The organism is Kocuria sabuli, assembly GCF_040981185.1.
In the GTDB taxonomy this organism is placed as follows: domain Bacteria; phylum Actinomycetota; class Actinomycetes; order Actinomycetales; family Micrococcaceae; genus Kocuria; species Kocuria sabuli.
Genome location: NZ_JAVHZE010000001.1, coordinates 127,878 through 151,139 on the forward strand (window position 1 = coordinate 127,878; position 23,262 = coordinate 151,139).

Below are 23,262 nucleotides of genomic sequence, written 5' to 3' on the forward strand. Positions count from 1 at the left end.
CGGGGACGGGCCCGGCCGGGGCCGCGGGAATGTTGCGGGCCCCCGGGTGTTGTACCGGGCATGGCCTTCCCCGAGTACGACGACGCACGCCCCGATCCCGACGACCGCCCCGCCTCCGTGACCTTCGTGCTCGCGGGCGGGTGCTTCTGGTGCCTGGACACCGTGTACCGGATCACGCGGGGCGTCACCTCCGTGGTCTCCGGCTACACCGGTGGCACCACGGACCACCCGACCTACTACGAGGTCTGCTCGGGCACCACCGGGCACGCCGAGGGCGTCGCCGTGACCTTCGACCCCTCGGTGGTCCCGCCGGACGTGATCCTCGACCTCTTCTTCACCGGGCACGACCCCACCACGCTCAACCGGCAGGGCTACGACGTCGGCACCCAGTACCGCTCGGCGATGTTCTGGGCCGACGACGCCCAGAAGGAGCTGTTCGAGCGCGCCATCGAGCGGACGCAGCCGCTGTGGGACCAGCCGATCGTGACGACGCTCGAGCCGCTGGGCGCGTTCTGGGAGGCCGAGCCGGAGCACCAGGACTTCTACGCGAACCAGCCCTGGAACGGCTACTGCCAGGTGATCATCAACCCCAAGCTGGCCAGGGTCCGGCAACGTTACTCCGCGTGGCTTACCGCGTAGTAGCAGTTGCGGAGCCTGGCTAGGCTGAGCTAGGACCGCGCCGCCGCGGGTGCCCCCATGACCCGGCGGCCTGGAGCACGTTCCAGATCCGACAGAGAACCGACCACGCAGAAACCGAGGTACGCACATGGCGAAGATCTACAACGACGTCACCGAGATCGTGGGCCGCACCCCGCTCGTCCGCCTGAACCGGCTCGACGAGGGCCTGCCCGGCAACGTCGCCGTGAAGCTGGAGTTCTACAACCCCGCCAACTCCGTCAAGGACCGCATCGGCGTGGCCATCATCGACGCCGCGGAGAAGTCCGGCCAGCTCAAGCCGGGCGGCACGATCGTCGAGGGCACCTCCGGCAACACCGGCATCGCCCTGGCCATGGTCGGCGCGGCCCGCGGCTACAAGGTGATCCTCACCATGCCCGAGACCATGTCCACGGAGCGCCGGGTCATGCTGCGCGCCTACGGCGCCCAGATCGTGCTGACCCCGGGCTCCGAGGGCATGCGCGGGGCGGTCGAGAAGGCGCAGGAGATCGTCGACTCCACGGAGAACGCCGTGCTGGCCAAGCAGTTCGCCAACGAGGCCAACCCGGCGGTCCACTACGCCACCACGGGCCCCGAGATCTGGGAGGACACCGACGGCGAGATCGACGTGTTCGTCTCCGGCGTGGGCACCGGCGGGACCATCACCGGGGCGGGGCGCTACCTGCGCGAGCAGAAGCCGGACATCCGCCTGCTCGTGGTCGAGCCGGCCGACTCCCCGCTGCTGACCCAGGGCAAGGCCGGGCCGCACAAGATCCAGGGCCTCGGCGCGAACTTCGTCCCGGACAACCTCGACCGGCAGATCTACGACGACGTCTACGACGTCAGCGTCGAGGACTCCGTGCGCGTGGCCCGCGAGCTGGGCACCAAGGAGGGCATCCTCGGCGGGATCTCCTCGGGCGCCATCGTGTGGGCCGCCCTGCAGGAGGCCGCCAAGGAGGAGAACCGCGACAAGCTGATCGTGGCGATCGTGTGCGACTTCGGCGAGCGCTACATCTCGACCCTGCTCTACGAGGACATCCGCGGCTGAGCCGCCGCGTCCCGACGACCCGCCCCCTCCCGGGAATAGCGCCGCCACCCGGCGACGTTGCCCCCGGATGTGGGCGGGTCGTTCCCGTTCGCCCCGGACCGACCCGCACCGGCCCCTGCAGCACCCCGCTCGGCGCGACGGACCCGACCACCGATCCCCGGAAGAACAGAGGAAGACCGTGAGTTTCTGGAGCAGACTCGCCGAGGACCTGCAGACGGCCCGCACGCACGATCCCGCCGCCCGCTCCCGGCTCGAGATCGCCCTCAACTACTCGGGTCTGCACGCGATCTGGATCCACCGCCTCTCCCACCGGCTGTGGCAGCACCCGGACCGGCGGCTCCTGGCCCGTTCGGTCTCCCAGTTCGGCCGCTTCCTCACCGGCGTGGAGATCCACCCCGGCGCCGTCGTCGGACGGCGCTTCTTCATCGACCACGGCATGGGTGTGGTGATCGGGGAGACCGCCGAGATCGGCGAGGACGTGATGATCTACCACGGGGTGACCCTCGGCGGCCGCTCCCTGGAGAGGGTCAAGCGCCACCCCACCGTGGGCGACCGCGTGGTGATCGGGGCCGGGGCGAAGGTGCTCGGTCCCGTGGAGATCGGGGCGGACTCCGCGATCGGCGCCAACGCCGTGGTGGTCAAGGACGTGCCGGAGGACTCCATCGTGACCGGGATCCCCGGCAAGGTCCGGGCCCGCACCCCGGAGAAGCAGCAGCCGCTGGTGGACCCCTCGACCTACATCGATCCCGCGATGTGGATCTGAGCCCGCCCGCCGCCCGGACGACGCCGGCCGGACCGCCCCACGGTGGGGCGGGCCGGCCGGCGTCGTCGTGGACGGTCCCCGCTAGGCGACGACCTCGGAGCGGTCCCCGCTCCACAGCGTGTGGTAGACGCCCTCGGCGTCGTCGACGCGCCGGTAGGTGTGCGCGCCGAAGTAGTCGCGCAGTCCCTGGGTCAGCGCCGCGTTGAGCCGCGGGCGGCGCAGGGAGTCGTAGTAGTTCAGCGTGGAGGAGAACACCGGGGCCGGGATGCCGCGCTCCACGGCCCGGGCCACCACCCGCCGCCACGACGGCAGGGCGTCCTCGACCGCGGTGACGAACTCGGGGGCGAAGAGCAGGTTCGACGGGGCCTTGTCCCCCTTGTAGGCCTCCATGATGACCTCCAGCAGCTGGGCGCGGATGATGCACCCCTCCCGCCACAGGCTGGCGATGGTGGCCAGGTCCAGGTCCCAGCCGTACTCGGCCCCGGCCATGGTGAGCATGTCCAGGCCCTGGGCGTAGGAGACCAGTTTGGAGGCGTAGAGGGCCTTGCGCACGTCGTCGACGAACTCGGGGTCGTGCACCACGTCCTCGGTGGTGTCCCCGATCCCGGACGGCAGCACGCGCTGGGCCTCCAGGCGCATCTCCGGCTCGGCCGAGGACAGGGCGCGGGCGAAGACGGACTCGGCGATCGCGGTGACCGGCGAGCCCAGCTCCAGGGCCTCCTGGACGGTCCAGCGACCGGTGCCCTTCTGCCCGGCCGCGTCCACGATCACGTCGATCAGGGGCTCGCCCGTGCGGGAGTCCACCTGCCGGAGCACGTGGGCGGTGATCTCGATCAGGTAGGAGCCCAGCTCCGTGGTGTTCCACTGCTCGAAGACCTCGGCCTGCTCGGCCGGCTCGATGCCCGCGACCGCGCGCAGCAGCTCGTGGGCCTCCCCGATGACCTGCATGTCGGCGTACTCGATGCCGTTGTGCACCATCTTCACGAAGTGCCCCGCGCCGTCGGTGTCGATCCACGCGCAGCACGGCTTGCCGTCCTCGGCCTTGGCCGCGATGTCCTCGAGCAGGGGGCCCAGCGAGTCGTAGGACTTGGCCGGGCCGCCGGGCATGATGGAGGGCCCGAGCAGGGCGCCCTCCTCACCGCCCGAGACGCCCACGCCGACGAAGTCGATGCCCTGCTCCGCGAGCTCGCGCTCCCGGCGGCGGGTGTCCTGGAAGTAGGAGTTGCCGCCGTCGATGATGATGTCGTCCTTCTCCAGCAGCGGCACCAGCTGCTCGATGACGGCGTCCACCGGAGCCCCGGCCTTGACCATCACCAGGATGCGGCGGGGGGTCTCCAGGGCGTCGACGAGCTCCTGGAGGGTCTCCGTGCGGATGAAGTTCCCCTCGTCGCCGTGGGCGTCGAGGAGGGCGTCGGTCTTGCCGACCGAGCGGTTGTGGAGGGCGACGGTGTATCCGTGCCGGGCGAAGTTGCGGGCGAGGTTCGCGCCCATGACCGCGAGGCCGGTGACCCCGATCTGAGCTTTCTGTTCTGCTGCCATGCCCCCAGCCTACAAACCCCTGGCGGCCCCTGGCTCCGGCGACCCCGGGACGGCACGGAACCGGGGCGTCGGCGGTGGGTCCTACCGGGATCGAACCGATGACATCCACGGTGTAAGCGTGGCGCTCTACCAGCTGAGCTAAAGACCCTTGACAACCGGGTGGGCGGTTTCCGCAACCGCCGGCACCCGGTTCCCGAACAGATTACCTGTGGTTACCTTTTGGTAACCACAGTGGCCGGCCGGCCCGGCCGTGACGTTGGCCATATTCCGCCCTCCATTCTACGGGCGGGCGAGTCGCTCCTCGAGGCGGACCAGGAAGTCGCTCGCGCGGGCGTCGATCTTCAGCCGCGCGGCGGCGTCCCCACGCGTGCGGCCGTGGTTGACGATCAGCACGGGTACCCCGGAGCGCACCGCGTGGCGGACGAACCGGCGGCCCGAGTTCACGGTCAGGGACGAGCCCACCACCAGGAGGGCGTCGGCGGTGTCCACCATCCGCAGGGCCCGCAGCACCCGGTGCCGCGGGGCGTTCTCGCCGAAGAACACGACGTCCGGCTTCAGGATCCCGCCGCAGACCGGGCAGTCGGGCACCCGGAACCCCGCCGTGCGGGGAACCACCGCGTCGGCGTCCGGGGCGAACTCGATCTCCTCGGGCGAGGCGATCGCGTCGTAGAAGCCCGGGTTGAGCGCGTCGAACAGGTCCGAGAGCACGGTCCGCGGGATCCGCGTGCCGCACCGCATGCACAGCACCCGGGTGTAGCGCCCGTGCAGGTCCACGACGTTCAGGGAGCCCGCGGCCTGGTGGAGGCGGTCGATGTTCTGGGTGACCACGCCCGTGACGGTGCCCGCCTGCTCGAGGCGGGCCAGGACACCGTGGCCGGGGTTGGGCCGGGCCTGCTCCAGGTGCCGCCAGCCGTACTGGTTGCGCGCCCAGTAGTGGCTGCGCATCGCGGCGCTGCCCATGAACTCCTGGAAGGTCATGGGGGTGCGCGGGGCCGACCCGGGGCCGCGGTAGTCGGGGATACCGGAGTCGGTGCTGATGCCGGCGCCGGTGAGCACCGCGGTCCGGCGCCCGGCCAGCAGCGGGACGGCCTCGTCCAGGCCCGTGCCGAGGTCGGCGGCGTCGGGGTCGGGGAACTGGTCGGCGCTCACGGGGGCGCCGTAGCCGGCGCGGACGGTGGGCATCGCTGGTCGCTCGGCGGGGACCGGAGGGCTCAGGCCGGCAGCTTGGCCAGGGCTGCGCGGTAGGCCTCGAGCTCCCGCGGCGTGCCGGGCTCGGACCGGAAGGCGTCGACGACGACGCCCTGCGCGTCCAGCACGAACGTGGCGCGCTCCGCCTGCCCCGACACCGGGTCGAAGACCCCGTAGCGCTCGGCCACGGCGCCGTGCGGCCAGAAGTCGGAGAGCAGGTCGAACTCGAAGGACTCCTCGCGGGCGAAGGCCCGCAGCGTGTACTTCGAGTCCACGGAGACGGCCAGCAGCTCCACCCCGGCGTCGTCGAACACGGCGAGGCTGTCCTGGAGCCGGCACAGCTCGCCGGTGCAGGTCCCGGAGAACGCGAAGGGGTAGAACACGATGGCCACGGGGTGGCCGCGCAGCCCGCTCAGGGCGACCGGCTCGCCGAACTGGTTCGGGAGCGTGAAGTCCGGGGCGGTGGCGCCGATCTCGGGCATGGGTGGTCTCCTGTGCTGCGGACGCCGGGGCGCCCGCTCAGACGTTGCGCTTGGGCATCAGGCGGGTCGCGGCCCAGTCCTCGCTGACCCGCGCGGACGTGGTCACGTGCAGACCCGCGGTGGGGGCGGCCTCCTGGACCTCGGCGGGCGGCACGTAGCCGTCGCGCCCGGCCTTCGGGGTCAGCACCCACACCACACCGCCCTCGTCGAGGGTGGGCAGGACGTCCACCAGGGTGTCGACGAGGTCACCGTCACCCTCGCGGAACCACAGCAGCACGGCGTCGACGACCTCCTGGTCGTCCTCGTCGAGCAGGTCCGATCCGATCAGGTCCTCGATGCCCTCCCTCAGGTCGAGGTCGACGTCCTCGTCGTATCCGAACTCCTGGATGTAGTCGCCATCCTTGAAACCGAGCTGGACTACCGCGTCACCCGCGGTGGTCTTGGCCTCGCTCACTGTTCTTGCTCCTTCTGGGATCGGGCCGACGAGCGACCGCGCACTGCGTACCGGTGCGGGGCTCCGCCTGCCCGTCGGCGGACCGCGGGGGCACGGTGGCGGGCCGGATACCGGCTTCATCTCCCAGACAACACCGGATCAGGGCGTCTTTCAAGCTCCCGCACGGTGGCGGCCCCCCGATTCGTCCGGCGGTCCCCCCGTGTGACGGCCCGCCCCGGGTGTGGAAGCATGGTCCCAACAGACACCCCGTACGCCTGGACACCCCGTCGGCGCGATCCGCAGGACGGGCCGGTCCCCGGACGGCCGCCCTCGCGGGTGGCGTCCGGGCAGCGGACCGGTCGGCGGGTATTTTGAGACTGCCGGTACACCCCGGACACGCGCGCGCGTCCGGACGCGACCGGCAACTCGACGAAGAGAGGTTGAACGTGCCTTCATCCAGCAACCACCACATCCTCAGTGGCTTGACCAACAACCTGCAGGACTCCGACACCGAGGAGACCCGGGAGTGGATCGAGTCCTTCGAGGGCCTGATCGAGACGCACGGCACGGAGCGCGCGCAGTACATCATGCGAGCCCTGCTCCAGCACGCCGGCGCCAAGAGCGTGGGCGTGCCGATGGTGACCACCACGGACTACGTGAACTCGATCCCCGTGGACCAGGAGCCGGACTTCCCCGGCGACGAGGAGATCGAGCGGCGCTACCGCGCGTTCCTCCGCTGGAACGCCGCGGTGATGGTCCACCGGGCGCAGCGCCCCGAGATCGGCGTGGGCGGGCACATCTCCTCCTACGCCGGCGTGGCCACTCTCTACGAGGTGGGCCTCAACCACTTCTTCCGCGGACCCGAGCACCCCGGGGGCGGGGACCAGGTGTTCTGGCAGGGCCACTCGGCTCCCGGAAACTACGCCCGCGCCTACCTCGAGGGCCGGCTCACCGAGGAGCAGCTGGACGCGTTCCGGCAGGAGAAGACGAAGGCCCCGCACGGCCTGTCCTCCTACCCGCACCCGCGGTCCATGCCGGACTTCTGGCAGTTCCCGACCGTGTCGATGGGCATCGGACCGCTGAACGCGATCTACCAGGCCCAGTTCAACCGCTACCTGCACAACCGCGGGATCAAGGACACCTCCGACCAGCACGTCTGGGCGTTCCTGGGCGACGGCGAGATGGACGAGGTGGAGAGCCGCGGCGCGCTGCAGCTGGCCGCCAACGACCAGCTGGACAACCTCACCTTCGTGGTCAACTGCAACCTGCAGCGCCTGGACGGGCCGGTGCGCGGCAACGGCAAGATCGTCCAGGAGCTCGAGGCCTTCTTCCGCGGCGCCGGCTGGAACGTCGTCAAGGTCCTGTGGGGCCGGGAGTGGGACCAGCTGCTCGCCAAGGACGACGACGGCGAGCTCGTGCGGATCATGAACGAGACCCTCGACGGCGACTTCCAGACCTACAAGGCGGAGTCCGGCGGCTTCATCCGCGACCACTTCTTCGGCAAGTCCCCGGCCACCAAGGAGCTCGTCGCGGACATGAGCGACGACGAGATCTGGGAGCTCAAGCGCGGCGCGCACGACTACCACAAGGTCTACGCCGCCTACAAGTCCGCCATGGAGCACAAGGGCCAGCCGACCGTCGTCCTGGCGCAGGGCGTCAAGGGCTACGGTCTGGGCAGCCACTTCGAGGCGCGCAACGCGACCCACCAGATGAAGAAGCTCACCCTGGAGGACCTCAAGGCCTTCCGCGACCACCTGCGCATCCCGGTCTCGGACGAGCAGATCGAGGACGACCTCTACAACGCCCCGTACTACCACCCGGGCAAGGACTCCCCGGAGATCAAGTACCTGCTCGAGCGGCGCAAGGAGCTGGGCGGGTTCGTCCCGGACCGCCCGCACCAGCAGAAGGAGATCGCGCTGCCCACCGACGCCGCGTACAAGTCGGCGAAGAAGGGCTCGGGCAAGCAGATGGCCGCCACCACGATGGCGTTCGTCCGCATCCTGAAGGACCTGCTGCGGGAGAAGGAGTTCGGTCACCGGATCGTGCCGATCATCCCCGACGAGGCCCGCACCTTCGGCATGGACTCGTTCTTCCCCACGGCGAAGATCTACAACCCGAACGGGCAGAACTACCTCTCCGTGGACCGGGAGCTGATGCTGGCCTACAAGGAGTCCGAGCAGGGCGTCATCCTGCACCCGGGCATCAACGAGGCGGGTGCCAGCGCCGCGTTCACCGCCGCCGGCACGTCCTACGCCACGCACGGCGAGCCGATGATCCCCGTCTACATCTACTACTCGATGTTCGGCTTCCAGCGCACCGCCGACGAGTTCTGGGCGGCCGCCGACCAGCTGACCCGAGGCTTCCTCATCGGGGCCACCGCCGGGCGCACCACGCTCACCGGCGAGGGCCTCCAGCACGCCGACGGGCACTCGCCCATCCTGGCCTCGACCAACCCCGCGGTGCTCCACTACGACCCGGCCTACGGCTACGAGATCGCGCACATCGTCCGGCGCGGGCTCGAGCAGATGTACGGGACCCGTGACGAGGACCACGACGTCATGTACTACCTGACGGTCTACAACGAGCCCTACCAGCAGCCGGCCGAGCCGGAGGACGTCGACGTCGAGGGCATCCTCAAGGGCATCTACCTGCTCAAGCCCGCCGAGAAGGACGGGCCCCGCACCCAGCTGCTCGCGTCCGGCGTGGCCGTGCCGTGGGCGCTCGAGGCGCAGAGGCTGCTCGCCGAGGACTGGAACGTCTCGGCCGACGTGTGGTCGGTCACCTCGTGGGTCAACCTCCGCCGCGACGGGCTCGCCGCGGAGGAGGAGTCGTTCCTGAACCCGGGCGAGGGGACGCGGACGCCGTTCGTGGCCCAGCAGCTCGCCGGGGCCACCGGGCCGATCGTCGCGTCCACGGACTTCAGCTCGGACCTGCCGGACATGATCCGCCAGTTCGTGCCCAACGAGTTCGCCACGCTCGGCACCGACGGCTTCGGCTTCGCCGACACCCGTCAGGGCGCCCGCCGCTTCTTCCACGTGGACTCGCACTCCATGGTGGTGCGGGCGCTGGAGATGCTCGCCAAGCGCGGTGAGGTCGACTGGCGCACGCCGGTCGAGGCGATCGAGAAGTACCGCCTGCACGACGTCAACGCCGGGACCTCCGGCAACGCCGGCGGCGACGCCTGAACCGAGCCCACCGGTGCACGACGGCGCCCCGGCCACCCCGCGCGGGTGGCCGGGGCGCCGTCGTCGTCACGGTCGGGCGCGGGCGCGGGGTGCTCTAAGCTCGGGGGCATGGCAGGACAGGACGGGAACCCGACGACGCGCTGGCTGCGCCCGTCGCGCAAGCGCACCACCGACCGGCCCCGCCCCGTCGCCCCGCCGCACCCCCGGACGCTCGAGAACCTCAAGGCGAACCTGGGGGCGATCTCGACGGTCGCCACCCGCCGGCTGGAGACGGACCTCGGCTGGTTCGAGGAGCTGCGCGCCGACGAGCGCTCCGAGCTGGGACTGGTGGCCCAGCGGGGCATCTCCTCGTTCGTGCGCTGGTACGAGGACCCCGAGGAGCCCCTGTGGGTGCTCACCCAGGTGTTCCGCAGCGCGCCCACCGAGCTGACCCGGTCCATCTCCCTCCAGCACGCCCTGCAGCTGCTGCGCATCGTCGTCGACGTGGTGGAGGAAAAGGTCCCCGAGCTCGCCAAGCACCACGACGAGGCCGCCCTGCGCGAGGCCGTGCTGCGCTACTCGCGGGAGATCGCGTTCGCCGCCGCCGACGTCTACGCACGGGCCGCCGAGAACCGCGGGTCGTGGGACGCCCGGCTGGAGTCCCTCGTGGTCGACGGGATCCTGCGGGGCGAGCACTCCGACTCCCTGCGCTCCCGGATCGCGGCCCTCGGCTGGGCCTCGACCGGCCCCGTCACCGTGCTCACGGGCTCCGCGCCCGAGGCCACCGGCCCCACGACGGTCGCCCGGCTGCGCCGGCTCGCCGGCCGCTACGCGCAGGACTCCCTCGTCTCCATCCAGGGCGACCGGCTCGTGCTCATCCTCGGCGGGCTGGCCGAGCGCGAGACCGCCCTCGAGAAGCTGACCGCCGCGTTCGGGCCGGGCCCGGTGGCCTACGGCCCGGAGTCCCCCACCATCTTCGAGGCGGGCCGCTCCGCCCGGCTCGCCCACGCGGCCCTGTCCGTGGCTCCCGCCTGGCCCGCCGCGCCCCGCCCCGTGCACTCCGAGGACCTGTGGCCCGAGCGGGCCATGGCCGGGGACGAGGCCGCGCGCGCCGCGATGGTGGAGGCTGTCTACCGCCCGCTGACCCGCTCGGCCACCGGGCTGGCGGAGACCCTGTCCACCTACGTCGCCGTCGGCCACTCCCTGGAGGCCACCGCCCGGGAGCTGTTCGTGCACGCCAACACGGTGCGCTACCGGCTGCGCCGGATCTGCGACCTGACCGGCTGGGACCCCCTCGTCCCCCGAGACGCGTTCGTGCTGCACTGCGCCCTCCTGGCCGGCCGGCTGGCCGACTCCTGCGCCCCGCTCGACACCTCCGCGCCGGCCGTCGGACCGGTCTTGTAGCTACCCTACAAACACCGCCGCGCGGGTTGGTGGCCTCCGCGCCCCCGCCGCGGGGTGCTTCCTTGCCAAGCTGGGAGGGTGATCGCGATCGTCTGCCCCGGACAGGGCTCCCAGAAACCCGGCTTCCTCACCGAGTGGCTCGCCCTCGACGGCGTGCGCTCCCACCTCGAGCGGCTGGGCGAGGCTGCGGGCCTGGACCTGGTCCACTACGGGACCGAGGCGGACGAGGAGGCCATCAAGGACACCGCCGTGGCCCAGCCCCTCATCGTGGCCGCCGGGCTGGTGGCCGGACGGCTGCTCGCCGACCGGTTCGGCCCCGGGCGGGACGACCTGGTCTTCGCCGGGCACTCCGTGGGGGAGATCACGGCCTCCGCCCTGGCCGGGGCCCTCACCGAGGAGGACGCCATGGCGTTCGTGCGCACCCGGGCCAACGCCATGGCCCAGGCCGCCGCGGCCGTCCCCACCGGCATGAGCGCCGTCCTCGGCGGCAGGGAGGACGAGGTCCGCGACGCGATCGAGGCGGCCGGGCTGACCCCCGCCAACGCCAACGGAGGCGGGCAGACCGTCGCGGCCGGCACGCTCGAGCAGCTGGCCGCCCTCGCCGAGCACCCGCCCGCCCGGGCCCGGGTCGTGCCCCTCAAGGTGGCCGGGGCGTTCCACACCGAGCACATGGCCCCCGCTCTCGACCCCCTGCGCGAGCTCGTGGCCCGGCTCTCCCCCGCCGACCCCGTGCACCCGCTGCTCTCCAACGCCGACGGCGCCCCCGTCGCCTCCGGCGCGGCCAACCTCGAGGCGCTCGTGGCCCAGGTCTGCCGCCCGGTTCGGTGGGACCTGTGCATGCAGACGCTGCTGGAGCGCGGCGTCGAGCAGCTGATCGAGCTGCCCCCGGCCGGCACTCTGGTGGGCCTGGCCAAGCGCGGCATGAAGGGCGTGCCCGCCCTGGCCGTGAACTCCGCGGAGGACCTGGAGCAGGCCCGGAGTAAGCTTGTCTGACGTCCGTTCGCGCACCCGGTGCGCGGCACGTCCCGAGGCCGGAGCAGCCGCCCCGCCCCGCACCGCCGGCCCGACCGCCGCGCCCGGCCGCACGAAGGAGCAACGACCCCTGTGGTGACCCTGAAGCAGAACCAGACCAACGCGCACTCCCGGATCCTCGGCCTGGGCATCTACCGCCCGGACGTGGTCGTGACCAACGACGACGTCTGCCAATGGATCGAGTCCTCGGACGAGTGGATCCAGCAGCGCACCGGCATCAAGACCCGGCACCGCGCCGCCGAGGACGTCGACGTCCTCGAGATGTCCGAGCACGCCGCCCGGGAGGCGCTGGCCGCCGCCGGCGTCGAGGCCTCGCAGCTGGGCGGGGTGATCGTCTCCACGATCTCCTTCCCCTACCTGACCCCCTCGGCGGCCGCCGCGCTGGCCGATCGTCTCGGTGCCACTCCAGCGCCCGCCTTCGACATCTCCGCCGCCTGCGCGGGCTACTGCTACGGCATCGCCCAGGCCGACGCCCTGGTCCGCTCGGGAGCGGCCGACTACGTGCTGGTCGTCGGCGTGGAGAAGCTCTCCGACGTCATCGACAACAGCGAGCGCTCCATCTCGTTCCTGCTCGGCGACGGCGCCGGCGCCGCGGTGGTCGGCCGCTCCGAGACCCCCGGCATCGGCCCGTCCGTGTGGGGCTCCGACGGCTCCAAGTGGGATGCGATCCGGATGACCCACCCGCTCACCGACATCCGGGCCGTGGAGCAGGGCCGGGAGCGCGTTGCCTCCCCCGATCTCCTGGACCCGGAGACCGGCGAGGTGCGCGAGGACGCGACGCTGTGGCCCACGCTCCGCCAGGACGGCCAGACGGTGTTCCGCTGGGCCTCGTGGGAGGTCGCCAAGCGCGCCCAGGAGGCCATGGACGTCGCCGGGGTGAGCCCCGAGGACCTCAGCGCCTTCATCCCGCACCAGGCGAACATGCGGATCATCGACCAGATGGCCAAGACGCTGAAGCTGCCCGAGTCCGTGGTCATCGCACGCGACATCGCCGACTCCGGCAACACCTCCGCGGCGTCCGTCCCGCTCGCGACGCACCGCCTGCTCGCCGAGCACCCGGAGCTGTCCGGGAAGCTGGCCCTGCAGATCGGCTTCGGGGCGGGGCTGGTCTACGGTGCGCAGGTCGTCGTCCTCCCCTGAACTTCCTCCGGCGCGTGCGCGGATCCCGATCTGGTGCACGTGTCGGTACCGGCGCGAGGCCTCTGCGAGTCGTCGTAGGGTTGAACCGCACACCCGTTGTCCCCCGGCCGGGCCCCACGGGCCTGACCGGGACAGATGCACCCGGCACCCGCCCGGGAGCGCCCGTCACCACCGGCTGCCCCGGCAGCCGCAGAGAAAGGAAGCCACTATGGCGAGCAAAGAGGAAATCCTGACCGGTCTGGCAGAGATCGTCAACGAGGAGACCGGTCTCGAGACCGAGGCCGTCCAGCTGGACAAGTCCTTCACCGACGACCTCGACATCGACTCCATCTCGATGATGACCATCGTGGTCAACGCCGAGGAGAAGTTCGACGTGACCATCCCCGACGAGGAGGTCAAGAACCTCAAGACCGTCGAGGACGCCGTCAACTTCATCGACAACGCCCAGGCCTGAGTCGGCCGGTCTTCAGCGGGGCGCGGCGGGGCGCAGGATCCGCCGCGCCCCGCCGACCCGCAACCGGGCGGGCCGCCCACCGCTTCATCCCAGGACACGAGGAAGTGCAGTCATGACCCGCAAAGTAGTCGTCACCGGTCTCGGTGCCACCACCCCGATCGGTGGCACCGTCCCCGAGCTGTGGCGCAGCGCCACCACAGGCGTCTCCGGTGTCCGCGCCATCGAGCACGACTGGGTGGACACCTACGATCTCGGCGTGCGGATCGCCGCGCCCGTGTCGACCCCCGCCAGCGAGGTGCTGCCCCGCGTCGAGGCGAAGCGCCTGGACCCCTCCGGACAGCTGTCGGTCATCGCCGCCCGCGAGGCGTGGGCGGACGCCGGCTTCTCCGGCCCCAACGCCGAGGCGGCGGAGGAGGTCGACCCCGACCGCTTCGCGGTCGCCTTCGGCACCGGCATCGGCGGGGTCTGGACCCTGCTCGACGCCTACGACACCCTGCAGAAGCGCGGTGCCCGCCGCGTCATGCCCCTGACGGTGCCCATGCTCATGCCCAACGGCAACGCCGCGGCCGTCGGGATGGACCTCAAGGCCCGCGCGGCCTCCATCACCCCCGTCTCCGCCTGCGCCTCCGGCACGGAGGCCTTCTACCAGGGCATGAACCTCATCCGCTCCGGCAAGGCGGACCTCGTGGTGGTCGGCGGCGCCGAGTCGGCCATCCATCCCGTCACCATCGCCGCGTTCTCCTCGATGCAGGCGCTGTCCAAGCGCAACGACGAGCCCGAGCGCGCCTCCCGCCCCTACGACACGGCCCGCGACGGCTTCGTCATGGGCGAGGGCGCCGGCGCTGTGGTGCTGGAGTCGGAGGAGCACGCCAAGGCCCGCGGGGCCCGCGTCTACGCGGAGCTGGCCGGGGCCGGGCTGACCTCCGACGCGTACCACATCACCGCACCCGACGAGGAGGGCCGCGGCGCGGCCCGCGCCCTGTACGAGACCATGGAGACCGGTGAGTTCGCGCCGGGCGACGTCAAGCACGTCAACGCCCACGCGACCTCGACCCCCAGGGGCGACGCCCCGGAGGCCGGTGCGCTGCGCCGGGCCTTCGGCTCCGCCGTGGACGACATGTGCGTCTCCGCGACGAAGTCCATGACCGGGCACATCCTGGGCGGCTCGGGCGCCGTGGAGGCCGTCCTGACGGTCCTCGCCGTGCACCACCGCACGGCCCCGTGCACCATCAACCTGGAGAACCAGGACCCGGAGATCGACCTTGACGTCGTCACGGACGCCCGCGAGTTGCCCTCGGGGGAGTTCGTCGCCGTGTCCAACTCCTTCGGCTTCGGCGGGCACAACGCCGTCGCCGCGTTCCGCACCGTCTGACCGGCCCGGCCGGCGCCGACGAGGAGAGGGCCGCCCCGCGGGGCGGCCCTCTCCTCGTCATTGCCGGCCCCCGGAGGCGGGGCCGGTCCGCCAGCGCTCAGCCGACGCGGTGCAGCCAGCGCACGGGAGCGCCCTCGGCGGCGTGCCGGAACGGCTCGAGCTCCTCGTCCCAGGCCTCGCCCAGGGCGAGCGAGAGCTCGTTGACGACCAGCAGCGGATTGCCGGCCGCCGTCTCGTAGGCGTAGCGGATCCGGTCCTCGGAGACCATGATGTTGCCGGCGGCGTCCGTGGTCGCGTGGAAGATCCCCAGGTCGGGCGTGAAGGACCAGCGGGCGCCGTCGTGGCCGCGGCAGGGGTTCTCGGTCACCTCGAACCGGAGCCGGCCCATGGTGCGCAGGGCCGAGGCCAGGAGGGCGCCCGTGCCGGCGGGTCCCGACCACTCGAGTTCGGCGCGCACGGAGCCGGGCTCGGCGTTCTGCTGGGTCCACTCGAGCTCGGTGCGCTGGCGCGCGACCGACTCCAGCGCCCACTGGATGTGCGGGCACAGCGCCTGCGGCGCGGAGTGCACGTAGAGCACGCCGCGCGTGGTGGGTGAAGACATGACCTGTTCCTCCGTCGTGTAGGTACGTCTTCCCCAACGCCCTGCACGGCAGCGGTCCACCCGGCGGGTCCCGGCATACGGGCCGGCACCCGGGCGATGCAGTTGTCCGGGTGCCCGGTGGACCGTGGGGATTCGAGGCCCGCACGGCGCCGGGTGGGCCCGGTGCCGCACCCTCCGTCCCGGTCCGCCCGCGCGGGCGCCGGCGTGTCCGGAACGATGGGTACAATACGCAACTCATTCAACTGCAAATTCCTGGGGGCCGTCAACCTGTCCGGCGCCGTGCGCCGCGGCATGACACGGCGGGCGCAGGCGGCGGCTCTCCCCGGCGGGACGGCCGCGGGCCTTGCCCCCGGATCGAGCACAACAGCGCTGGACCGCGCCGCAGTGCACCCGGAGGACGCCCACCGGCCAGCCGCCTGCGACCGACCTGATGACCGGGTACACCTAGCGGCGGCGGCGCCAACCCTCCCCCGTCCCGTCGGCCAGTCCGCGCTCCTCGAGCCGTCGCAGCCCGCCGAGGACCTCCCGCGGGGACAGTCCGGCCACCCGGACCAGGTGGTCCGGGCGGCTGCGCGCCGTCAGGGGCAGCGCGTCCAGGAGCACGCGGTCCGGCTGCGAGAGGCCGTCGACGACGGAGCCGCACTCGAGGGCGGCTCCTGCCGTGGCGGTGCCGGTTGTGGCGGTGCCAAGCGGCTGGACCAGCTCCAGCACGTCCTCGGCGTCGGTGACCAGCACGGCGCTGCCCTCCCGCACGAGACGGTGGCACCCGGCGGAGGTCCCGGCGTGGACGCTGCCGGGCACGGCCCCCACGGGCCGGCTGAGGTCATCCGCGTGGTGGGCGGTGTTCTGCGCCCCCGAGCGCCACCGGGCCTCGACCACCACCGTTCCGGCCGAGAGCGCGGCGATGATGCGGTTCCGCTGCAGGAAGCGGTAGCGGCTGGGCGTGCACCCCGGCGCCGCCTCGCTCAGCAGCAGCCCGGCGGCCTCGACGCCGCGGAGCAGCTCCTCGTTGCCGCGCGGATAGAGCCGGTCGATCCCGCAGGCCATCACCGAGACCGTGGGCGGCTCGGCCGTGCCGGTGGCCAGGGCGGCGGAGTGGGCGGCCTGGTCGATCCCGTACGCGCCCCCGGAGACGACCGTCCAGCCGCGGGCGGCCAGGGCCCCGGCGAGCTCCAGGGTCACCTGGCGGCCGTAGCCGGAGCAGTCGCGGGAGCCGACCACGGCCACCGCACGGGCTGCGGGGAACGGGAGCAGCCGGCGCTCGCCCCGGCCCCACAGCCCGATCGGCTGGAAGAGGCCCAGATCAGTCAGGGCCTCCGGCCAGTCGGGGTCCTCCGGGACCGCGAACCACGCTCCGGCGCGGGCGGCGGCGTCGAGGTCCGCGGCCGGGTGGAGCCCCGCGGCGCGCCCGGCCCAGCGCTCCAGGGCGCGGCGCAGGTCGATCTGCCGGGGACCGTATCCGGCCTCCGCCCCGGCACGGACCAGACCCGCGTGCTCGGCGGCGGCGATCGGGCGGCGGCCCGCCGCGATCTCGAGGGCGGCGACCGGTCCGAGGGCCGCCAGCAGCAGCATGGCCGTGGGGTCCGTGGGCTCCACGAGCCGGCAGAGCCCGGCGCGGGCCGCGCGCACGGGATCTGCACCGGGGCCGGGAGCGTGCGGGGCGGGATGCATGGTCGTTCCTCTCATCGGCGGGCGAGGGGCGGGCGTGGGAGCCGGGCTCAGGCCGGCACGAGCGAGCGGAAGTACAGGGCGGTGTCGACGTCGTCCACGGCCGGGAGGTCCCGGCCGTCGAGGTCGGCGAGCGTCCAGGCGACGCGCAGCACCCGCTGGTGGCCGCGGGCCGTCAGCGAGCCCCGGTCCATGGCCCGCTCCAGGGGCGCGGTGACGGGACGCGGCGGCCGGAGGGGCCCGTGCAGGAGGCCGGCCCCGAGCTCGGCGTTGGTGCGCAGGCCGAGCCCGCGCAGGCGCTCGGCCTGCGCACCCCGGGCCCGGGCGACCCGGGCGGCGACGGCGACGGTCGGCTCCCCCCGCCCCGCTCCACCGGCGAGCTCCGCGTAGGAGACCTTCGGCACCGCGATCTGCAGGTCCACGCGGTCGAGCAGCGGGCCGCTGAGCTTGCCGAAGTAGGACCGGCGGGCCCGCGGGGTGCAGGTGCAGTCGGCCCCGCGGCCGCCGGACCGCCCGCACGGGCACGGGTTCGCGGCCAGGACCAGCTGGAAGCGGGCCGGGTACACGGCCGAGGCCACCGACCGGTCGATCGTCACCCGCCCGCTCTCCAGGGGCTGGCGCAGGGCGTCGATCACACCGCGGTCGAACTCCGGCGCCTCGTCGAGGAACAGGACACCCCGGTGGGCCCGTGATGCGGCGCCAGGGCGCGGGATTCCCGCGCCGCCCCCGAACAGGGCCGCCGAGGAGACCGTGTGGTGCGGGGCCTCGAAGGGCGGGCGCCGGATCAGCGCCGTGCGCCGGTCCGCGGCCCCGCCGAGCGAGTGGACCGCGGTGACCTCCATGGCGGCGTCGTCCTCGAGGTCGGGCAGCAGGCCGGGCAACCGTTCGGCGAGCATCGTCTTGCCGGACCCGGGCGGGCCGACCATCAGCAGGTGGTGCCCGCCCGCGGCGGCGATCTCCAGGGCCAGCCGACCGTCCTCCTGACCGGCGACGTCGGCCAGGTCGGGGGCGGCCCGCTCTGAGGAATCCGGCTCCGTCCCGTCCGGTGCCGGAACGTGCGGGGCCGGACCCCTCGGGGCCGGGCGGCGCAGCCCCGCGGGATCGGCGCCGGCGGCTACGAGCACCTCGGCGAGGCAGCCGAAGCCCGCCACCTGCGCCCCGGGCACCAGGGCGGCCTCGGCGGCGTTGGCCTCGCAGACCACGATCCGCTCGTGCCCGGCCCGCACCGCCGCCATCACCGCCGGGAGGATGCCGCGCACGGGGCGCAGCGCCCCGTCCAGGCCGAGCTCGGCGAGGAACACGGAGCGGCCGGTGGCGGGCACGTCACCGGCCGCCTGGAGGGCGCTGAGCACGATGGCGAGGTCGAAGAGGGAGCCTCGCTTGGGCAGGGTCGCGGGGGTGAGGTTGACGGTGAGCTTGCGCGGGCTCAGTGGCATGCCGCTGTTGCGCGCTGCGGCCCGCAACCGCTCCCGGGCCTCGTTGAGGGCCGCGTCCGGCAGGCCGACGATCGAGAACGCCGGCAGGGTCTGGCCGATGTCGGCCTCGACCTCGACCATCGCCCCGTCGAGCCCGACCAGGGCCACCGCCCAGGTGCGCGCGAAGCCCATCACCGGGCCCCTGCCCGATGTTGAGATCGACGGGAGTGGATGCCGACGGCGAGGGCGCTGCCGGAGCGGGCACGGCCGGGGTCAGCAGGTGGATGCGGGCGGCTGGAGCGCATGCCCCTCATGCTGCAGGGGGCCGCGCCCTCGACGCGGAGCCGGTCTGCCCCGCTGTGGAGGAGACCCGCAGATCAGGCCGCGTCGCCCGTGCTGGGGAGCGAGGATGCGGGTGCGGGCGATGCCGCGGCCGACGCCGAGGGGGTGGGCTCCGGGGCGGCCTGGGTGACCGGCGCCCCGGCGGCCGGAGCCATGACCGGATCGACGGGCGCCGGCTCCGGGGACTGCGCGGGCGGGGACTGCGCGGGTGGGGACTGCACAGGCGGCGGCGGCGGCGGGGGCGGCGGCGGTGTCTGTTCCGGCTCCGGCTGCGGCTGCGGCTGCGGCTGCACCACCGGCGGGCTCGTCGGTGCGGTCGTCGGCAGGGGCAGCGGTTTCACCACGGGCGTGCAGGCCGCATTCCAGGCCGCCTGCTGCACCGGCCCGGACGGCTGCGCGGCGTCCGAGCAGTCGGGCACGTACACGGGATCGGGTCCGGGCTCGGCTGCGGGCGGCTGCGGAGGCTGGGCGACGGGCTGGGCCGGGGCCTCTGGCACCGGATCCGCCACGACCTGCTTGCGCGGCGCTGGGGAGGGCGCACCCGCCCGGTACTGGCGCTGGGCGGGCCCGTGGCCGACGGGCGCCGGGCCGAGTGCACGCTCGTGCGGGTACGGGGACAGCTCGACGTCGTCGAAGGTGCGCGGCAGGCGCTCGAAGTCACCGATCATGAGCTCGCGGCCCTCGACCCCGGCCGGGACGACGCCGGTGTACTGGGTGATGAGCGCGTGGGTGCGGGCGTCCAGCCCCGCTCCCTCCTCGGCGTCGAGGGCCGTGCCGTCGGCACGCCAGTACCCGCCCTCGAGGGACCGGTCGGGGTCCCACTCGGAGAGGACGTCGGCGGCCGGCTGGAAGGGGAACTGGCCCCCCTCGTGACTGATCACCTTGAGGTCGTCGATGTCCACGGCGCGCGTGCCCTCGGTGTTGTCGACGTGCAGCTCGACGTACGTGACGGGTTCGACGTGCAGGTCCTGCCGCAGCTGCTCGACCTCGTCGTCCGGTGCGGGCACGGTCGGCAGGTCGAAGGTGATGACGGCGCCCTCCTCCGTGGTGAGGGCGTAGGGTCCCTGGCTCAGTCCGCTCGGGGCGGTGGTCACGGTCCCCGGCTGCGCGACGATCTCGGGCTCGGCGGCCTTCAGCGCGCCGCACCCCGTGGTGGCCAGCGCGAGGACCGCGGCGAGGGTCGCGGCACGACGCGCGGGGGCGAGCGGTCCCGCAGCGACCACAGCACACCTCCGTCGTTCTCCCGGTCGTCGACGGTTCCACAGTGGCACGTCGCGCGAGGCATGTCACGCCTGGCCCGGGCGCGCCGCGTCTCATTCGATCTGCTGCAGCACCTCGATCTCCGGGACCTCGCCGTGTGCAAAAGTAATTGCAACGGCATCGACCCTGATCACCGCCGGGTCCCGCTGATGGACCCTCGCCCAGGCCGCCGCGAGGCGGTGCAGCCGCACCGTCTTCTCGCGCGTAATGGACTCGAAGGGATGCCCGAAACGATGGCTGGAGCGAGTCTTCACCTCCACGGCGACGAGCCATCCGCCGTGCTCCGCGACGACGTCCAGCTCGCCCCGCAGGCCGTCCCGGGAGGGCACGGCACGCCAGTTGCGGTCCAGCACGCGGTAGCCCAGGCCTGCCAGGTGCACGGCCGCGAGCCGCTCACCGCGCGCTCCCAGTCCCCCGGACACGTGACACCTCCTGCTGCGCCTCGGTCCGCGGCGTGCCGGACCGGGATCCAGTATGGCCGGCGACGGCCGGCGGCGGAAGCGGGACCGGCGCGGTGTGCAGAGCGGGTCGGGATGCCGCGGGATCCTGCAGCCCGAGCTCAGGGAGCGGCGGGGTCCTCCGGGGTGGGGCCGGTGGCCGCGGGCACGGCGAAGGGGTCCGCGTGGGCGAGCTCCTCCACGTTGACGTCCTTGAAGCTCATCACGTGCACGTGCTTGACGAACCGTGCGGAGCGGTAGACGTCCCACACCCACGCGTCCTTGAGCTCGACGTCGAAGTAGAGCCCGTTGCGGGTCTCGACCGGATCGATCCGCACCGAGTTGGCCAGGTAGAAGCGGCGGTCGGTCTCCACCACGAACTGGAACAGACCGGCGACGTCCCGGTACTCGCGGTAGAGCTGCAGCTCCAGGTCCGTCTCGAAGTTCTCGAGTTCTTCGGCGCTCATGTCGTCTCGTCTCCGCTCGCGCTGGGTCGGGTGGCGGCCGTCGGCCCGGTCAGCCGCCAGCTCAGCCGGTGGTGGGGCGTGGGTCCGGCCTCCTCCAGGGCCGCGCGGTGGCCCGCGGCACCGTAGCCCTTGTTGCTGTCCCAACCGTACTGCGGCCAGGCGCCGGAGAGCTCCCGCATGATCCGGTCCCGCTCGACCTTGGCCAGCACGCTGGCCGCGGCCACGCTCGCGCACGTCAGGTCGGCCTTGACCCGGGTGACCACGGCACCGGCCCAGGCGGGCTCGTCCGCGGGGGCGGAGGCGTCGAACAGGGACCGCTCCCCCGCCGGCGAGAGCCAGTCGTGCCGGCCGTCCAGGAGCACGACGTCGGGCGCCGTGCCCTCCCGGGCGGCGGCCGCCAGGGCCCGGTGCCCGGCGAGGCGCAGCGCGGCCGTCAGCCCGAGGCCGTCGATCTCCTGCGGGGACGCGTGGCCCACGCCGCCGGCCGCACACCAGGAGCGGATCCGCGGGACGAGGGCCTCGCGCCGGGCAGGACTCAGCAGCTTGCTGTCCCGCAGCCCGGGGATCCCGCGGACCGTGCCGGGGCGCAGGACGACCACCCCGGCCGTGACCGGGCCGGCCAGGGCGCCGCGGCCGACCTCGTCCATCCCGCCCACGAGCCGGGCACCGGCGTCCTGGAGGGAGCGCTCGACGGCGAGCCCGGGCGCCCGTCCCTGCGGCCCGGCCGGGCGCCGGGAGGCTCCCGGCTCAGGAGCCACCTGAGGACCCGTCCGGGACGTCCGCGAAGACGTCGTCCGGGTTCTGCAGCCACTGGAAGCGGTCGAGGGGCCAGGCGATGACGAAGGCGGTGCCCACGACGTCGTCGTGGCTGATGAAGGCGCTGTTCTCCACGAGCTCCGAGAAGTGGACCCGCGAGTCGGCGGACGCGTCGCGGTGGTCGCCCATCACGAAGTAGTGGTCCTCCGGGACGACGACCTCGAACGCGATGTCCGAGGGGGCGGACCCGCGGAACAGATAGGCGTCCTGCTCCTCCAGGGCCTGCCCGTTGACGGTGATCCGCCCCGAGCCGTCGCAGCACACGACGCGGTCCCCGCCGACGCCGATGACGCGCTTGATGAGGTGCTGGTCGGTGCGGTCCGGCAGGACGCCCACGAAGGCGAGGGCGTCGTAGACGGCGTCCGCCGGGCCGCCGCCGCTGTCCGGCTGCACGGGCAGCCAGCCCTTGGAGTCCTCGAAGACGACGATGTCCCCCCGCTCGAGCGGGCCGAACGTGGGCTCGACGACGTTGACGAAGATGCGGTCGTTCAGCTGGAGGGTGTTCTCCATCGACCCGGAAGGAATGTAGAACCCGCGCACGAGCAGGGTCTTGACGACGAAGGCGATCAGCACGGCCCAGACCAGGACGAGGACGACCTCCCGGACCGAGCCCCAGAACGTGTCCGGGCGCTCCTGCCGGGACGACCCGCCGCGCGAACGCCGCCCCCTGCTGCGCAGGGACGACGAGCCCGGCTCCTCGCCGGCTTCCGCGGACGAGGAGGCGGCGGGCTCGAGCGGTGCCGTGGAGGCCGCCGGGGCGGGAAAGCCTGCGTCGCCGGCGGCGCCCGGGGACTCGTGCGGCCCGCCGTCGCCGGCGGGCGGGGTCCTGTCGTCCAATGCTCTCGTCCTTCCTGGGCGGGCGCGTGCAGGCGTCCGGGTCCGGATCCGTGGGGATCGCGTCAGAGCTGCCCGGCCCGGTCCAGGGGCCAGAGGACAGCAACAGGTTCTCCGATGACCTTATCCGCTCGGACGAGTCCGCCACCGGGCGCGCCGAGCAGACTGCGCGAGTCGACCGACACGGAGCGGTGGTCGCCCATCAGCCAGAGCCGGCCCTCGGGGACCACGGCGGTGAACTCGACCTCGCTGGGGCGGTCCCCTGTGAAGACGTAGTCCTCGGCGAGCTCCTCGCCGTTGACCACGAGGTGCCCGGAGGGTCCGCAGCAGGCGACCGTGTCCCCCGGCGTGCCGATCACCCGTTTGAGGTACACGCTGTCGGAGCCGGCGAGCCCGGTCCACCGGCCGACGGCGTGCAGGGCCCGGGCGGGCCAGGGGTCCTCGCTGTGCAGCGGTGCGAAGCTGCCGCGGCCGTCGAAGACCACCAGGTCGCCGCGCTCGGGCTCCGCCCCGGCGCGGAGCTTGGTCACCAGCACGCGGTCCCCCGGTTCGACGGTGGGCTGCATCGAGTCCGAGCCGATCCAGTAGACGTCCGCGACGAAGGCGCGGAGCAGCCCGGCGACGAGCACCGCGACGAGCAGGGCGAGGACGACGGAACGCCAGCCCCGAGCACGGGGCTGGCGTTCTCGCCGCACGGCGTGGGACCCGCTGGTGTGCGGGTCCCGCGCACGGGTTCCGGTGGGCACCGG

The 23,262-nt window shown here is 73.1% G+C and carries 22 protein-coding genes and 1 tRNA gene; 9 read left to right on the plus strand and 14 right to left on the minus strand.

The features are described 5' to 3' along the window. Positions 1-60 precede the first annotated feature (60 nt). From msrA to epsC, 3 genes are all read left to right on the plus strand, one after another. Positions 61-639 (plus strand): peptide-methionine (S)-S-oxide reductase MsrA, encoded by a 579-nt coding sequence (msrA, locus tag RE027_RS00580; RefSeq protein WP_368806290.1) that lies wholly within the window; start codon positions 61-63, stop codon positions 637-639. Positions 640-766: 127 nt separating this feature from the next. Continuing rightward, a complete protein-coding gene (cysK, locus tag RE027_RS00585; protein ID WP_368806291.1) occupies positions 767-1,702 on the plus strand; it encodes a cysteine synthase A in 936 nt (311 codons plus the stop codon). A 178-nt stretch (positions 1,703-1,880) separates the two neighbouring features. Then, complete coding sequence (gene epsC / locus RE027_RS00590) at positions 1,881-2,465, plus strand: serine O-acetyltransferase EpsC (RefSeq protein WP_368806292.1); 585 nt, start codon at positions 1,881-1,883, stop codon at positions 2,463-2,465. An 81-nt stretch (positions 2,466-2,546) separates the two neighbouring features. Here the strand turns inward: epsC and gnd are convergent, their stop codons facing one another. The 5 genes from gnd to RE027_RS00615 form a co-directional block, all read right to left on the minus strand. After that, the gene (gnd, locus tag RE027_RS00595) at positions 2,547-4,004 is read right to left on the minus strand and encodes an NADP-dependent phosphogluconate dehydrogenase (protein ID WP_368806293.1); all 1,458 of its coding nucleotides are present in this window, start codon (positions 4,002-4,004) and stop codon (positions 2,547-2,549) included. A gap of 75 nt (positions 4,005-4,079) precedes the next feature. Beyond that, positions 4,080-4,152 (minus strand) — tRNA-Val (locus RE027_RS00600). 131 nt (positions 4,153-4,283) lie between these two features. Beyond that, the gene (locus RE027_RS00605) at positions 4,284-5,186 is read right to left on the minus strand and encodes an NAD-dependent protein deacetylase (protein ID WP_368806294.1); all 903 of its coding nucleotides are present in this window, start codon (positions 5,184-5,186) and stop codon (positions 4,284-4,286) included. Between the two features lie 29 nt (positions 5,187-5,215). Then, positions 5,216-5,674, minus strand: a complete 459-nt coding sequence (locus RE027_RS00610) for a peroxiredoxin (protein ID WP_368806295.1) — start codon at positions 5,672-5,674, stop codon at positions 5,216-5,218. Between the two features lie 37 nt (positions 5,675-5,711). Further along, on the minus strand, positions 5,712-6,128 hold the full coding sequence (locus tag RE027_RS00615; protein ID WP_368806296.1) for a DUF3052 domain-containing protein: 417 nt from the start codon (positions 6,126-6,128) through the stop codon (positions 5,712-5,714). 425 nt (positions 6,129-6,553) lie between these two features. On the opposite strand from RE027_RS00615, the gene aceE reads away from it, so the two are divergent. From aceE to RE027_RS00645, 6 genes are all read left to right on the plus strand, one after another. Further along, complete coding sequence (gene aceE / locus RE027_RS00620; RefSeq protein WP_368806297.1) at positions 6,554-9,292, plus strand: pyruvate dehydrogenase (acetyl-transferring), homodimeric type; 2,739 nt, start codon at positions 6,554-6,556, stop codon at positions 9,290-9,292. 108 nt (positions 9,293-9,400) lie between these two features. Next, entirely contained in the window at positions 9,401-10,675 is a 1,275-nt protein-coding gene (locus RE027_RS00625) for a PucR family transcriptional regulator (RefSeq protein WP_368806298.1), read from the plus strand. 78 nt (positions 10,676-10,753) lie between these two features. After that, on the plus strand, positions 10,754-11,668 hold the full coding sequence (locus tag RE027_RS00630; RefSeq protein WP_368806299.1) for an ACP S-malonyltransferase: 915 nt from the start codon (positions 10,754-10,756) through the stop codon (positions 11,666-11,668). A gap of 111 nt (positions 11,669-11,779) precedes the next feature. Further along, a complete protein-coding gene (locus RE027_RS00635; RefSeq protein ID WP_368806300.1) occupies positions 11,780-12,847 on the plus strand; it encodes a beta-ketoacyl-ACP synthase III in 1,068 nt (355 codons plus the stop codon). Between the two features lie 208 nt (positions 12,848-13,055). Next, positions 13,056-13,301 (plus strand): acyl carrier protein, encoded by a 246-nt coding sequence (locus RE027_RS00640; RefSeq protein ID WP_368806301.1) that lies wholly within the window; start codon positions 13,056-13,058, stop codon positions 13,299-13,301. 112 nt (positions 13,302-13,413) lie between these two features. After that, positions 13,414-14,673 carry a beta-ketoacyl-[acyl-carrier-protein] synthase family protein gene (locus RE027_RS00645; RefSeq protein ID WP_368806302.1) on the plus strand — a complete coding sequence of 420 codons (1,260 nt, stop codon included), beginning with the start codon at positions 13,414-13,416 and terminating at the stop codon, positions 14,671-14,673. A gap of 97 nt (positions 14,674-14,770) precedes the next feature. On the opposite strand, the gene RE027_RS00650 is transcribed toward RE027_RS00645, so the two are convergent. From RE027_RS00650 to lepB (RE027_RS00690), 9 genes are all read right to left on the minus strand, one after another. Further along, positions 14,771-15,274, minus strand: coding sequence for a DUF3145 domain-containing protein (locus tag RE027_RS00650; RefSeq protein ID WP_368806303.1), 504 nt, complete (start codon positions 15,272-15,274; stop codon positions 14,771-14,773). A 444-nt stretch (positions 15,275-15,718) separates the two neighbouring features. Continuing rightward, positions 15,719-16,945, minus strand: a complete 1,227-nt coding sequence (gene dprA, locus RE027_RS00655; RefSeq protein ID WP_368806304.1) for a DNA-processing protein DprA — start codon at positions 16,943-16,945, stop codon at positions 15,719-15,721. A gap of 47 nt (positions 16,946-16,992) precedes the next feature. Continuing rightward, on the minus strand, positions 16,993-18,549 hold the full coding sequence (locus tag RE027_RS00660) for a YifB family Mg chelatase-like AAA ATPase (protein ID WP_368806305.1): 1,557 nt from the start codon (positions 18,547-18,549) through the stop codon (positions 16,993-16,995). Positions 18,550-18,734: 185 nt separating this feature from the next. Further along, positions 18,735-19,922: a hypothetical protein gene (locus RE027_RS00665; RefSeq protein ID WP_368806306.1), complete on the minus strand. Its 1,188-nt coding sequence runs from the start codon at positions 19,920-19,922 to the stop codon at positions 18,735-18,737. Between the two features lie 90 nt (positions 19,923-20,012). After that, complete coding sequence (locus RE027_RS00670) at positions 20,013-20,381, minus strand: YraN family protein (RefSeq protein ID WP_368806307.1); 369 nt, start codon at positions 20,379-20,381, stop codon at positions 20,013-20,015. 137 nt (positions 20,382-20,518) lie between these two features. Then, complete coding sequence (locus tag RE027_RS00675) at positions 20,519-20,863, minus strand: DUF2469 domain-containing protein (protein ID WP_368806308.1); 345 nt, start codon at positions 20,861-20,863, stop codon at positions 20,519-20,521. Next, positions 20,860-21,621 carry a ribonuclease HII gene (rnhB, locus tag RE027_RS00680; RefSeq protein ID WP_368806309.1) on the minus strand — a complete coding sequence of 254 codons (762 nt, stop codon included), beginning with the start codon at positions 21,619-21,621 and terminating at the stop codon, positions 20,860-20,862. Before rnhB ends, RE027_RS00675 begins: the two co-directional genes overlap by 4 nt. Continuing rightward, on the minus strand, positions 21,611-22,516 hold the full coding sequence (gene lepB, locus RE027_RS00685; RefSeq protein ID WP_368806310.1) for a signal peptidase I: 906 nt from the start codon (positions 22,514-22,516) through the stop codon (positions 21,611-21,613). Before lepB (RE027_RS00685) ends, rnhB begins: the two co-directional genes overlap by 11 nt. A 62-nt stretch (positions 22,517-22,578) precedes the next feature. Next, entirely contained in the window at positions 22,579-23,259 is a 681-nt protein-coding gene (gene lepB, locus RE027_RS00690; RefSeq protein ID WP_368806311.1) for a signal peptidase I, read from the minus strand. Positions 23,260-23,262: the final 3 nt, after the last annotated feature.

Coding starts and splice junctions, on each gene's coding strand:
- msrA (WP_368806290.1), top strand. CDS start 61: ATGGCCTTCCCCGAGTACGACGACGCACGCCCCGATCCCGACGACCGC.
- cysK (WP_368806291.1), top strand. CDS start 767: ATGGCGAAGATCTACAACGACGTCACCGAGATCGTGGGCCGCACCCCG.
- gnd (WP_368806293.1), bottom strand. CDS start 4,004: ATGGCAGCAGAACAGAAAGCTCAGATCGGGGTCACCGGCCTCGCGGTC.
- RE027_RS00605 (WP_368806294.1), bottom strand. CDS start 5,186: ATGCCCACCGTCCGCGCCGGCTACGGCGCCCCCGTGAGCGCCGACCAG.
- RE027_RS00610 (WP_368806295.1), bottom strand. CDS start 5,674: ATGCCCGAGATCGGCGCCACCGCCCCGGACTTCACGCTCCCGAACCAG.
- RE027_RS00625 (WP_368806298.1), top strand. CDS start 9,401: ATGGCAGGACAGGACGGGAACCCGACGACGCGCTGGCTGCGCCCGTCG.
- RE027_RS00640 (WP_368806301.1), top strand. CDS start 13,056: ATGGCGAGCAAAGAGGAAATCCTGACCGGTCTGGCAGAGATCGTCAAC.
- RE027_RS00645 (WP_368806302.1), top strand. CDS start 13,414: ATGACCCGCAAAGTAGTCGTCACCGGTCTCGGTGCCACCACCCCGATC.
- RE027_RS00650 (WP_368806303.1), bottom strand. CDS start 15,274: ATGTCTTCACCCACCACGCGCGGCGTGCTCTACGTGCACTCCGCGCCG.
- dprA (WP_368806304.1), bottom strand. CDS start 16,945: ATGCATCCCGCCCCGCACGCTCCCGGCCCCGGTGCAGATCCCGTGCGC.
- RE027_RS00660 (WP_368806305.1), bottom strand. CDS start 18,549: ATGGGCTTCGCGCGCACCTGGGCGGTGGCCCTGGTCGGGCTCGACGGG.
- RE027_RS00675 (WP_368806308.1), bottom strand. CDS start 20,863: ATGAGCGCCGAAGAACTCGAGAACTTCGAGACGGACCTGGAGCTGCAG.